The 12,663-nt window shown below is 65.5% G+C and carries 10 protein-coding genes; 7 read left to right on the top strand and 3 right to left on the bottom strand.

Translation table 11 applies throughout. The annotated features are described in order from the left end of the window. Positions 1–150: 150 nt before the first annotated feature. The gene (glnE, locus tag QQS38_RS09980; protein WP_479645211.1) at positions 151–2,964 is read left to right on the top strand and encodes a bifunctional [glutamate--ammonia ligase]-adenylyl-L-tyrosine phosphorylase/[glutamate--ammonia-ligase] adenylyltransferase; all 2,814 of its coding nucleotides are present in this window, start codon (positions 151–153) and stop codon (positions 2,962–2,964) included. 89 nt (positions 2,965–3,053) lie between these two features. Here the strand turns inward: glnE and recN are convergent, their stop codons facing one another. Next, positions 3,054–4,724: a DNA repair protein RecN gene (gene recN, locus QQS38_RS09975; protein WP_479645210.1), complete on the bottom strand. Its 1,671-nt coding sequence runs from the start codon at positions 4,722–4,724 to the stop codon at positions 3,054–3,056. A 57-nt stretch (positions 4,725–4,781) separates the two neighbouring features. Continuing rightward, positions 4,782–5,693 (bottom strand): NAD kinase, encoded by a 912-nt coding sequence (locus QQS38_RS09970; RefSeq protein WP_479645209.1) that lies wholly within the window; start codon positions 5,691–5,693, stop codon positions 4,782–4,784. A 261-nt stretch (positions 5,694–5,954) separates the two neighbouring features. Between QQS38_RS09970 and hrcA the strand changes: the two genes are divergently transcribed. The 3 genes from hrcA to QQS38_RS09955 all read left to right on the top strand — a co-directional run bounded on the left by hrcA (position 5,955) and on the right by QQS38_RS09955 (position 8,869). After that, positions 5,955–6,974 carry a heat-inducible transcriptional repressor HrcA gene (gene hrcA / locus QQS38_RS09965; RefSeq protein WP_479645208.1) on the top strand — a complete coding sequence of 340 codons (1,020 nt, stop codon included), beginning with the start codon at positions 5,955–5,957 and terminating at the stop codon, positions 6,972–6,974. A 232-nt stretch (positions 6,975–7,206) separates the two neighbouring features. Beyond that, positions 7,207–8,274 (top strand): ferrochelatase, encoded by a 1,068-nt coding sequence (hemH, locus tag QQS38_RS09960; RefSeq protein ID WP_479645207.1) that lies wholly within the window; start codon positions 7,207–7,209, stop codon positions 8,272–8,274. A gap of 187 nt (positions 8,275–8,461) precedes the next feature. Next, positions 8,462–8,869, top strand: coding sequence for an RNA-binding S4 domain-containing protein (locus tag QQS38_RS09955; RefSeq protein WP_479645206.1), 408 nt, complete (start codon positions 8,462–8,464; stop codon positions 8,867–8,869). Here the strand turns inward: QQS38_RS09955 and QQS38_RS09950 are convergent. Beyond that, on the bottom strand, positions 8,841–9,002 hold the full coding sequence (locus QQS38_RS09950; protein ID WP_479645205.1) for a hypothetical protein: 162 nt from the start codon (positions 9,000–9,002) through the stop codon (positions 8,841–8,843). The genes QQS38_RS09955 and QQS38_RS09950 overlap by 29 nt on opposite strands. Before the next feature lie 390 nt (positions 9,003–9,392). Here QQS38_RS09950 and grpE point away from each other — a divergent pair, with 390 nt between their 5' ends. From grpE to dnaK, 3 genes are all read left to right on the top strand, one after another. Continuing rightward, the gene (grpE, locus tag QQS38_RS09945; protein ID WP_479645204.1) at positions 9,393–9,977 is read left to right on the top strand and encodes a nucleotide exchange factor GrpE; all 585 of its coding nucleotides are present in this window, start codon (positions 9,393–9,395) and stop codon (positions 9,975–9,977) included. Positions 9,978–10,006: 29 nt separating this feature from the next. After that, the gene (locus QQS38_RS09940; protein ID WP_479645374.1) at positions 10,007–10,393 is read left to right on the top strand and encodes a thioredoxin family protein; all 387 of its coding nucleotides are present in this window, start codon (positions 10,007–10,009) and stop codon (positions 10,391–10,393) included. A gap of 131 nt (positions 10,394–10,524) precedes the next feature. After that, positions 10,525–12,495, top strand: a complete 1,971-nt coding sequence (gene dnaK / locus QQS38_RS09935) for a molecular chaperone DnaK (protein ID WP_479645203.1) — start codon at positions 10,525–10,527, stop codon at positions 12,493–12,495. Positions 12,496–12,663 lie beyond the last annotated feature (168 nt).

The following is a 12,663-nucleotide window of genomic DNA, read 5'->3' as shown; positions in this document are numbered from 1 at the left end:
ATCCGAGCGGGCCTCGCCCGCCGGGCGGGTGCGGCGGGCTACTCGCCGCGGCTCGCGGCAAGCGGGCACGCAGCGATCGTGCCCGCTTGCCCGGAGCCGGCGCTCGGCCTCGCGCCGATAGCCGCTGCAACACGCGACCCACACCTTCTCATGACTGCTGCCGATCTGCTGAGTTCCGCCTATTCCTCCTATGTCGCGCGCGCCATCGCCGCGCGCCCAGAGCTTGCCGAGCGCATCGCCGCATGGGCCGAAGCGCCCGTCACGCGCGAGCGCATCGACGCCCGGCTGCGCGAGCTGAGCGATGAGCATGGCGACGCGCGCGGAGAGGAGCCGTTGCGCTGCGTCTTGCGCCGCCTGCGCACAGAGGTGTTTTGCGCGGTGATGGAGCGCGATTTGGGCGGCCGGGCCGATATCGCCGAAGTGACGGGCGCGATGACCGACTTGGCCGAAGCGGCGATTCAGCATGCGCTCGCGGTGCTGTCCGCCGAACTGGAGGGGCTCTACGGGGCGCCGCGCTCGGCCGGGGGCGAGCGGCTCACGCTCGGCGTCGTCGGCATGGGCAAGCTTGGCGGCCGTGAGCTGAACGTGTCCTCCGACATCGACCTCATCTTCGTCTATGAAGACGACGGCGAGACGGCGGGCGGCAGTCGCGCCGCCATTTCGACGCAGGAGTTCTTCACCCGCCTCGGACGGCGCCTGATCGGTGCGTTGGCCGAGCCGACGGCCGACGGCTATGTGTTTCGCGTGGATATGCGCCTGCGTCCGAATGGCGACTCGGGTCCGCTCGTCTGCAGCCTGGGGATGCTCGAGGAATACTTCTACGTCCAAGGGCGCGAATGGGAGCGCTACGCGTGGATCAAGGGGCGACTCGTCTCGGAGCCGCACAGCGACGCGGCCCGGCGGCTGGCGGCCCAGCTCGAGGCGCTCGTCAAGCCGTTCGTCTATCGGCGTTATCTGGATTTCGGCGTCATCGGCGCGATTCGCGCGCTGCATGCGCAGATTCGAGAGGAGGCCCAGCGTCGCGCCACCATGCGGCCCGACAAAGCCGACGACATCAAGCTGGGGCGAGGCGGCATCCGCGAGATCGAGTTCAGCGCACAGGTGTTTCAGTTGATACGCGGCGGCCAGGACGCGGGCTTTCGTATCCGTCCCACGCTGGCCGTGCTGCGCCATGCTGCGGCGCGGGGCCTGATTGCGCCTTCCGTTTGCGCCGATCTGTCCAACGCCTATCGTTTCTTGCGCGAACTGGAGCATCGCCTTCAATACCGCAACGATGCGCAGACGCACGCGCTGCCCGTCGATGTCGATGAACGCGCGCGCCTGGCTGCCTCGCTGGGTTTTGCGGACCACGCTGCGCTGCGTGGTGTGCTGGACGGCCACCGAGAGCGAGTCGAAGCGCAATTCGATCAGATTTTTGCCGACAAGGCGCGTGCGAACGGGCTAGCGGCCGGTGCCGGCGGCCCGGACGCTCGTGCGGGCGAACTGTGGAACGGCGCGCTCGAGGACGACACGCAGGACGAGACGGCGGTCGCGCGCTTGAGCGCGGCTGGCTTCGGCGATGCAAACGAGGTGTTTGCGCGCTTGAGCGCAGTGCGCCGCTCGTCGCGCTACCAGCGGTTGCCCGAGCGCAATCGCGAACGCTTCGACAAAATCGCAGCCCGCGCGCTCGACGCCTCGGCTGCGATGGAGCCGCCCGACAAGCGCGGTCCCACGCTCGCGCGCATGCTCGATTTGCTCGAAGCGGTGAGCCGCCGCGGTGCGTACCTCGCGCTGCTCAACGAATACCCGGCGGCGCTCGATCGCGTCCTGGCCGTGCTCTCGGGCTCGCGCTGGGCGGCCGGCTATTTGATCCGGCACCCGCAACTGCTCGATGAATTGCTCGACGACGAAGCGATCGGCAGCCCGTTCGATTGGCCCGAGTTCAAAACCTCGCTGCGCGCGCGCTTGGCCGCCGCCGACGGCGTCGAGCAGCAGATGGACTTGCTGCGCCATGCGCATCAAGCCGAGGTCTTTCGCATCTTGCTGATCGATTTGGCCGGACGGCTGACGGTGGAGCAAGTCAGCGATCGCCTCTCGGACCTGGCCGATTCCGTGCTGGACGTGGCGATCGATACGGTCTGGCAGCAGTTGCCCAAACGCCATCGAGAGGCGCCGCGCTTTGCCGTCATCGCCTACGGCAAGCTAGGCGGGAAAGAGCTCGGCTATGCCTCCGATCTCGACCTCATCTTTCTTTACGACGACCCTGACGACGCGGCGGCGGATATCTATTCGACCTTTACGCGCCGGCTCATTACGTGGCTGACGACGGCGACGGGCGCGGGCACGCTGTTCGACGTCGATCTGCGGTTGCGGCCAAACGGCGAATCGGGCTTGCTGATCACCGATCTCGACGCGTTCCGGCGCTATCAATTGCGCGAGGGCGACGCGGCCAACACCGCGTGGGTGTGGGAGCATCAGGCGCTGACGCGGGCGCGCTTTTGCGCGGGCGAGCCGGAGATCGGCCGCGAATTCGAGCGAATCCGCGAACGCGTCTTGACGATGCCGCGCGAGGCCGCGCCGCTTGCGGCCGAAATCGTCGCGATGCGCGAGCGCGTGGCGGCGGGCCATCCCAACCGGAGCGAGCTGTTCGACGTCAAGCACGACCGCGGCGGCATGGTCGATATCGAATTCATCGTCCAGTACTGGGTGTTGCTGCACGCGGCGCAGGACCGCGAACTGGTGCGCAATACCGGCAACATCGCGCTGTTGCGGGAAGTCGCTCGCTTCGGGCTCATGAGTGCCGAGGAGGCCGATACGGTCGGCGCCGCCTATCGGACCTACCGCAAGCTGCAGCACCAATTGCGGCTCGACGGGATGGAGACGGCGCGCGTGCCGCATGCGCTCATCGAGCGTGAGCGCGACGCCGTGCTCAAACTATGGCAGCGCGCGTTTGCGGGAAGCGGGGCGGGCGGCGACGTTGCTTGATTCGCTCAGCAACGCAAGGCAACGCAGCGCAACGGCGGCAACGCAGCGTCGCGACGGCAACGCGGCGCCGTCGCCCATGTAGCAAACGATCAAGCCGCGAGCATTTCCTTGGCGTGCCGGCGCGTCGTGGCGGTGATCTCCAATCCGCCGAGCATACGGGCGACCTCTTCGATGCGGCTCGGGTGGTCGAGCGCGATCACGGTCGATAACGTTGCGCCTCCATTGGCAGCCGCTTTGACGACTTGGAAGTGATGATCGCCGCGCGCCGCGACTTGCGGCAGATGGGTCACGCAGAGCACTTGCCTATCGCGTCCCAATTGATGCAACAGGCGTCCGACGACTTCCGCCACGCCGCCGCCGATGCCGGTATCGACCTCGTCGAAGATCAACGTGGGGGTGGGGCTGGCGGCGCTGGCAATGACCGCCAGCGCGAGGCTGATGCGGGCCAGTTCGCCGCCCGAAGCAACCTTGGCGAGCGGCCGCAACGGAACGCCGGCATGGCCGGCGACGCGAAACTCGATCTGTTCCAGCCCGTGCACGCTGCCTTCGGCGAGCGGCACGAGCGCGACCTCGAAGCTGCCCCCCGCCATCGATAATTCCTGCATCCCGGTTGTGACCGCGGCTCCGAGCGCCTTGGCAGCCTTCGCCCGCGCCTTCGACAACTGCTTGGCCTCGGCCATATACGCTTGGCGCGCTTTGTCGACGGCGGCAGTGAGCGCATCGAGATCGGCTGCGGCATCGAGCGCCGCCAGTTGTGCGCGGCGCGCCTCGTGTTCTTGCGGCAGCGTCTCCGGTTGCAGGCGGAACTTGCGGGCAAGGGAATGCAGCGCGTCGAGACGTTGCTCGACTTGAGCGAGACGGTCCGGATCCAGGTCCAGGCGCTGTGCGTAGTGCGTGAGCGAATAGACGCCTTCGCGCAGTTGGATTTCGGCCGGCTCGAGCGCGGCTAGGGCATCGCCGAGCGCCGGATCGATCTCGGCCAGATCGCGCAACTTCGAAATGAGCGAGCCGAGCTGGCCCACCATGGCGCCGTCGGCCTCGGACAGTGTGTCGAGCGCGCCGCGCACGCCTTCGATCAAACTGGCCGAATGGGCGAGCCGCCGGTGTTCGGCGCCGATCTCCTCCCACTCTCCGGGTTGCGGCGCGAGCTTATCGAGCTCGGCGAGCTGCCAGGCCAGGCGCTCGCGCTCGAGTTGCAGTTCGCGGTCGCGCGTGGAGGCGAGTTCGAGCGCCTGCACCGCATCGCGCCACGCGCGGTGAGCTCGCGCGACGCCTGCGGCGGTCGCGGTCAAGCCCGCATGCGTGTCGAACAGCGTGCGCTGTGCGTCGGGCCGCATCAGCAGTTGGTGCGCATGCTGGCCGTGGATGTCCACCAGCATCTCGCCAACCTCGCGCAGTTGCGCAAGTGTCGCCGGGGTGCCGTTGATGAAAGCGCGCGAGCGCCCGTTGGCGTCGACGACGCGGCGCAGCAGCACGCGGCCCTCGTCGTCAGCGCCGGCCGGCTCGCCACCGAGCGCATGATCGTGCAGCCAGCACGCGAGCTCCGGGCCGGTTTCGAACTCGGCCGTCAGATCGGCGCGGGCGGCGCCCGTGCGAATGACGTCGGCGTCCGCGCGCGCGCCGAGCGTGAGTGCGAGCGCATCGATGAGAATCGATTTGCCTGCGCCGGTTTCGCCGGAAAACACGGTGAAGCCGCGGTCGAACTCGAGATCGAGCGCGGCGACGATCACGAAGTCGCGTATCGAGAGGTGGCGGAGCATGGGAATCGGGTTAACGGCTTTTTTCAGAGAGCGCCGGGCAGCGTCGAGGTGCCGCGGCTACACGGTGTTTGCATCGTTGCCTTCCTCGTCGGACGGGTGCTCGTTCCAGTGGAGCTTTTGCCGCAGCGTTGCGTAGTAGCTGTAGCCGACGGGGTGAAGGAACGGCACGGTATGCCGCGAGCGGCGCACTTCGATCGTGTCGTTGAGCTTGAGGGCGGTGAACGACTGCATATCGAAATTCACGTTCACATCGCGCCCGCCGATGATCTGAATGCCGACGTTGCAGTCGTCGGGCAGCACGATCGGACGATTCGACAGCGCGTGCGGCGCGATGGGCACCAGCACGAGCCCTTGCAACTGCGGATGCAGAATCGGCCCTTGCGACGATAGAGCGTAGGCGGTCGAGCCTGTCGGCGTGGCGACGATGAGCCCGTCCGAGCGTTGGATGTACATGAAACGACCGTCGACCGACACGCGCAATTCGGCCATACCGGAGAAGCCGCTGCGATTGACGACGACGTCGTTGAACGCAAGCGCGTGATAAATCGGCTCGCCCTCGCGCACGATGCGCGCCTCGAGCAGCGTGCGTTCCTCGCGCTCGAAGCTGCCGGTCAGCATTTGCGGCACGCGCTGGCTCATTTCGGCCACCGGGATATCGGTGATGAAGCCCAAACGCCCCAGGTTCACGCCGATGAGCGGCGTGCGATACGGGGCGAGCTGGCGGCCGATGCCGAGCATCGTGCCGTCGCCGCCGAGCACGACGGCGACGTCGGCGCGGGCGCCGATCTCGGCGGCCGTGAGCGCGACGTAATCCGTCACCCCGAGATCTTTCGCCGTATCGGCCTCGAATACGACTTCGAAGCCGCGCCTGGCGATGCAGGCGGCGAGCGCCGTCAGCGGCTCGCCGATGCCTGGGGTGTTGCTGCGCCCGACGAGCGCGACGGTCTTGAATTGGCTGCCAATTTCCATGCCGGCATTACACCATAGCTGGGAGTCGAAAAGAACCTTCGTCATCGAGGGGTGTGGGCCGGCACAACGGGGCGCTCGTCCCGCGCCGGCGATTTGTCGCTAGAATGGCGTTGTCCCGAAAGACGCCGGCGGCCTGGCGCGCCCGTCGCCGGTGCGGCGTTGCACGCGTCCGGCTCATTGATCGAGCGCGGTGCGCGGGCGAACGTTCGAGCGTCGCCATACGCTCGCGGGGGGCACGCCGTTTGGCTAAAATTTTGCGTCATGCTAGAACCCCGCGCACAAACTCTCCTCAAAACGCTGATCGAGCGCTATATTGCCGAAGGTCAGCCGGTCGGCTCGCGCACATTGTCCCGGTACTCGGGGCTCGAACTGAGCCCGGCCACGATTCGCAACGTGATGTCGGATCTCGAGGAGCTCGGGCTCGTCGCGAGTCCGCATACGTCGGCCGGGCGCATCCCGACGCCGCGCGGTTATCGGCTGTTCGTCGATACCATGTTGACTGTCGAGCCCGTCGCAGACGAACAGGCGGTCGAACGCGTGGTGCGCAAGACACTCAAGCCGGGCGAGCCGCAAAAAGTGGTCGCGGCCGCCGCGAGCGTCTTGTCGAACCTCTCGCAGTTCGCCGGCGTGATCATGACGCCGCGCCGCAGCCACGTGTTCAAGCAGGTCGAATTCATGCGCCTGTCGGACAAGCGCATTTTGCTCATCATCGTGACCCCCGAAGGGGACGTGCAAAACCGCATGATGGCGACCCAGCGCGACTATTCGCCTTCGCAGCTCATCGAAGCCTCCAATTACATCAACGCGCATTTCGGCGGCCTCTCGTTCGACGAAGTGCGTCGGCGCTTGCGCGAGGAAATCGACCAGCTGCGCGGCGATATGACGGCGCTCATGCATGCGGCCGTCACCGCCAGCACGGAGGAAAGCGACGATAGCGAGACCGTGCTGATTTCGGGCGAGCGCAATCTGCTCGAAGTGGCGGATCTGTCCTCCGATATGGCGCGCCTGCGCAAGTTGTTCGACGTATTCGACCAAAAAACCAGCCTCCTTCAATTGCTCGACGTATCGAGCCACGCACAAGGCGTGCAGATTTTTATCGGCGGCGAATCGACGCTCGTGCCGATCGAGCAAATGAGCGTCGTGACGGCGCCGTACGAGGTGAACGGCAAGATCGTCGGTACGCTGGGCGTGATCGGGCCCACCCGCATGGCCTACAACCGCGTGATCCCGATCGTCGACATCACGGCGCGTCTGCTTTCCACCGCGCTCAGCCAACAATAAGCCGCCGCTGGGCGGCCGCGGGTCGCCGGCTCGATCGGCCACGCTGCGCTGGCACCGGCGCCGGTTCGATCTTTGCGTATGGTGCCCTCGTTCGAGCGCGCCGGCCATCGTCCGAACGGACGAAGGGGCCGCGCTCGGGGCCGCCGCTATAATGGCCTTCACGTTCACTTCACCCAAGCCGGGCGGCTTCGTTGCCGCGCGTCGCTTTGCCCTCGGGCGCCTTATATCGCACATGCGTTTCGATCTCGAGTTGCCGTCGCAGCCTGCTACTTCGCATCGCGTCGCGGTGCTATTGATCAACTTGGGCACGCCGGACGCGCCCACCCCACGCGCCGTGCGGCGCTATCTCGCCCAGTTCTTGTCCGACCCGCGCGTCGTCGAAATTCCCGCGCTGGTTTGGCAACCGCTGTTGCGTGGGTTGATCTTGCCGCTGCGGGGCCGTTCGTCGGCGAAAAAGTACGCCTCCGTCTGGATGCAGGAGGGTTCGCCATTGCGCGTGTACACCGAGAAGCAGGTCGAGGCGTTGCGCCAATTGCTTCATGTCAACGGCTATCCGGTGATCGTCGATTACGCCATGCGCTACGGCACGCCCAGCATCGGCGCGATGCTGGGGCAGCTCAAATTGGCCGGCGCCGAACGGGTGTTGTTGATGCCGATGTATCCGCAATACTCGTCCTCGACCACGGCGACGGCTTTCGACGCCGCGTTCGCCGCCCTGGGGCGCATGCGCAATCAACTGGAAGTGCGCACGGTGCGTCACTACGCCGATCATCCGGCTTATGTCGCCGCGTTGGCCGAGCAGGTCCGGCGCTACTGGGCCGCGCACGGCCAGCCGGATTTCGCAGCCGGCGACAAACTCGTGTTGAGTTTTCACGGCGTGCCCAAACGTACGCTCGACTTGGGCGATCCGTATCACGATCAGTGCCGCACCACCGCGGCGTTGTTGATGGCGGCGCTCGGCCTCACGCCTACGGAGTGCCGCGTGACCTTCCAGTCGCGTTTTGGCCGCGCCGAATGGCTGCAACCGTACACGGCGCCCACCTTGCGCGAATTGGGCGCGGCGGGCGTGCGCCGCGCCGACGTGTTTTGCCCCGGCTTCACGGCCGATTGCCTCGAGACGATCGAGGAAATCGGCCTGGAAGTGCGCGATGAATTCTTGCACGCGGGCGGGAAGGAATTTCACCGTATCGCGTGCCTGAATGCCTCGCCGGCGTGGATCGCCGCGTTGGGGGAAATCGTCCTCCAGCAACTGCAGGGCTGGCCGGTGCAGGCGAGCGTTCCGGTCGGGGCGCCGGCATGATCGGCGGCACGACACCTGGCGCAAGACGGCGGCAGGCGCAATCGGCGGCGGCCGCTCGTGCTCTTGCTTGCGCTCGCGCTTCCACAAAATGGGGCTGCAGCGCTGGCCGCCATAGGCGCTGGGCGGGCAAGCTCATTGCGGGCCCTCGCGCGTGTTCGGGCGGTTTCCTTTTCGTCTCTGCACTGTCATGAATCACAAGATTTCGACCGAACCCGACGCCCGCATGCGCATAGACAAGTGGCTGTGGGCAGCGCGCTTCTTCAAGACGCGCTCGCTGGCGGCCGATGCTGTCGAAAAAGGGCGTGTGCGCGTTGCAGGCGCCACGGTCAAGCCGGCAAAGGACGTGCGGCTGGGCGATCTCGTTCAGGTCGAGATCGAGCGAATCGTGTGGGAGGTGCGGGTGCTGGGAACGTGCGAAGTGCGCGGCCCCGCGAGCGTCGCGCAAACGCTTTACGCGGAAACGCCCGAGAGTAAGACCAAACGAGCCGCGGAGGCCGAACGCCGCCGGACCTACCGCGAGCCCGCGGCGGCGTTGCAAGGGCGGCCGACCAAGCGCGACCGGCGCATCATCGACAAGCTTTCGGGTGGGGATTGAACAGCGTATCGATGGTTGCGTGGGCGCCGCCGTATTCCGTCATACAGTCGGTCAGTGCGCCGGACAAGCAGATGGTCGTGGTTCCCGCAACGAGCACCAATGCGACCACCGCGACGGCAAAGGTCAGTTTCACGGTACTCCCCTTCGCAGGAAGGCGACACGGACACGAACGTTTCGGGTGGGTGGGGCTGGCGCATTTCGCCGCCGGGCCGCCGGCACGCGAAACGCTTGAACCCAGTTTAGGGCAAACCACGATGGTGCTCAACGCACATTTAGGGCTGACGCGGTAACCGGTGTTACCGTTCGTTTCGGCCATGCTCAAATGGTGCAAAAAACGGGCGCCGGGGCTTGAAAAGACCCGTGGGCGTCCCCAATTGCCCACGCGACGCGCGGTAGCGCGGTCGTTCTCGGTTGTATGTCGGCAACGGTCGTCGGGCATTTCGGCTGCGGCGGCTCGCTCGGCCCGAACCGCGAATCGACCGGGTTACCGCTTCGATTTCACTTTTTGGACGATTTCAGCGACATGGAACCTACGCAAGACAATCCGGCCAGCTATCCGCAGCAAGCTCCCGAAGGAGCGATGCAACAACCGGCGGCCGAGAACGTCGCAGCGCAAACTGCCGCTGCGCAAGGCGAGCCGCTCGACGCTGCCGGCACTGCCGATGCCGCGCTGGCCGATGCCCAAGCGAAGCTCGCGGCGCTCAACGAGGACTTTCTGCGGGCGAAGGCCGAGACCGAGAACGTGCGCCGCCGCGCCGCGGAAGACGTGACCAAAGCACGCAAATTCGCGATCGAAAGCTTCGCGGAACACCTTCTGCCGGTGCTCGATAGCCTCGAAGCCGCGCTGGCGGATACGTCCGGCGATGCGGCCAAACTGCGCGAAGGCGTCGAATTGACGCTACGCCAGCTGTCGAGCGCGATGGAAAAAGGGCGCGTCGTTGCCGTCAATCCCCTCGGCGAGAAATTCGATCCGCATCGCCACCAGGCCATCTCGATGGTGCCTGCCGAACAGGAGCCGAACACGGTCGTTTCGGTGCTGCAAAAGGGTTATGTGATCGCCGATCGCGTGCTTCGTCCCGCGCTCGTCACGGTAGCGCAGCCGAAGTAGGCGCGCGGCGCCGCCCCGAAGGACCCATGATGAGCGCGCACGAGATCGACGCCACCGCATTCTCGGTATTCGACATGCGGGAAGTCACGGCGGAGACGATCGAAGAGGCGCTCGCCTCGAGCGGCGATGCGTTGGCCGTGGTCTTCTTCTGGGGCGTGGATTGCTTCAATTGCGAGATCGCGAAAAAGGCGATGCTGGCGCAGCCGGAGGCAATCCGCGCGCTGGGCCTCACGTGGTTTCACGCCAACGTCTACGAGCATCCCGAACTGGGGCGCCGGTTCGTGCTGCATGGCGTGCCGACTTGGTTCTTCTTTCATCGGGGCGAGCGGCTGGGGCGTGCGACGGGTTGGCACGGGCTGGCGCAATTCGCGGCGGCGGTGGCTGCGGCAAGGGCAAAAATCGAAAAAAACGGATGACCGCATGGGCCTTAGGGGCTTGAAATCGGTGCGGCGGCACTCACCTTGGGTGCAGGTATGAATTGAGGGGCGGCCGCGCGAACGAAGCGCCGTCTCGTCGAAGCGATCGGATATCTAGGAGATTACGAAAAATGGGCAAGATTATCGGTATCGACCTCGGCACCACGAACTCGTGCGTGGCGCTGATGGAAGGCAACCAGGTGAAAGTGATCGAGAACTCGGAGGGTGCACGCACGACCCCGTCGGTCATCGCTTATATGGACGACAACGAAATTCTCGTCGGCGCGCCGGCCAAGCGTCAGTCGGTCACGAACCCGAGGAACACGCTGTTCGCCGTCAAGCGCCTGATCGGCCGTCGCTTCGAAGAAAAAGAAGTGCAGAAAGACATCGGCCTGATGCCGTACAAGATCGTCAAGGCCGAGAACGGCGACGCCTGGGTCGAAGCGCACGGCCAGAAGCTTGCGCCGCCGCAGATTTCCGCGGAAGTGCTGCGCAAGATGAAGAAGACGGCCGAGGACTACCTTGGCGAGCCGGTTACGGAAGCCGTGATCACGGTGCCGGCCTACTTCAACGACAGCCAGCGACAAGCCACGAAGGACGCGGGCCGCATCGCGGGCCTCGAAGTCAAGCGGATCATCAACGAGCCGACGGCGGCCGCGCTCGCGTTCGGTCTGGACAAAGCCGAAAAGGGCGACCGCAAGATCGCGGTGTATGACCTCGGCGGCGGTACGTTCGACATCTCGATCATCGAGATCGCCGACGTTGACGGCGAGATGCAGTTCGAAGTGCTTTCGACGAACGGCGACACGTTCCTCGGCGGCGAGGATTTCGACCAGCGCATCATCGATTACATCATCGGCGAGTTCAAGAAGGAGCAGGGCGTCGATCTGTCCAAGGACGTGCTCGCATTGCAGCGTCTGAAGGAAGCCGCGGAAAAGGCGAAGATCGAGCTGTCGTCGAGCCAGCAGACCGAAATCAATCTGCCGTACATCACGGCCGATGCTTCGGGTCCGAAGCACTTGAACTTGAAGATCACGCGCGCCAAGCTCGAAGCGCTCGTCGAGGATCTGATCGCGCGTACGGTCGAGCCGTGCCGGATCGCGATCAAGGATGCCGGCGTGAAGGTCAGCGATATCGACGACGTGATTCTCGTCGGCGGCATGACGCGTATGCCGAAGGTGCAAGACACCGTCAAGGAGTTCTTCGGCAAAGAGCCGCGCCGCGACGTGAACCCGGACGAAGCCGTGGCTGTCGGCGCCGCGATCCAAGGGCAAGTGCTCTCGGGTGACCGCAAGGACGTGCTGCTGCTCGACGTGACGCCGCTCTCGCTCGGCATCGAAACGCTTGGCGGCGTGATGACGAAGATGATCAACAAGAACACCACGATTCCGACGAAGCACTCGCAGGTGTATTCGACTGCGGACGACAACCAATCGGCCGTGACGATCAAGGTGTTCCAAGGCGAGCGCGAAATGGCCGCGGGCAATAAGCTACTCGGCGAGTTCAACCTCGAAGGCATTCCGCCGGCACCGCGCGGCGTCCCGCAGATCGAAGTGACGTTCGACATCGACGCGAACGGCATCTTGCACGTAGGCGCGAAGGATAAGGCGACGGGCAAGGAAAACAAGATCACGATCAAGGCGAACTCGGGTCTGTCCGAAGCCGAGATCGAAAAGATGGTGAAGGATGCCGAGGCTAACGCCGAGGAAGATCACCGTCTGCGCGAGTTGGCCGATGCCCGGAATCAAGGCGATGCGCTCGTGCACAGCACGAAGAAGGCGCTGACCGAGTACGGCGACAAGATCGAAGCGGGCGAGAAGGAGAAGATCGAGTCGGCGCTCAAAGAACTGGAAGAGTCGCTCAAGAGCAGCTCGGCCGATAAGGCCGCGATCGAAGCGAAAATCGAAGCTGTCGCCACGGCGTCGCAAAAGCTCGGCGAGAAGATGTACGCCGACATGCAAGCGCAGGGCGCCGCGGGTGCGGCGGCCGGCGGGGCATCGGCGGGCGCGGCAGGTGCGGCCGGTGCGAGCGCGGGCCAAGGCTCGAGCAAGCCCGAAGACGACGTGGTCGACGCCGAGTTCAAGGAAGTGAAGAAGGACTGACCGACGGCTGCGGTATCGCGCCGTGAGGCGGCGGGCGCTTCGTTCTCGATCGAGAGGCGAAGCGCCTGCCGAACCAACGCCTGGCGGGCCTTCGGGTTCTCCGGGCACATTTGTTTTATGGAGGGCGGGGCTGTTGGCCGGTGGATGCGGCCGCGTGGCGCCCGCCTA

The organism is Trinickia sp. Z7, from assembly GCF_056498045.1.
The sequence above is the reverse complement of the archived record's forward strand: the minus strand, read 5'-3'. Positions and strand labels throughout refer to the sequence as shown.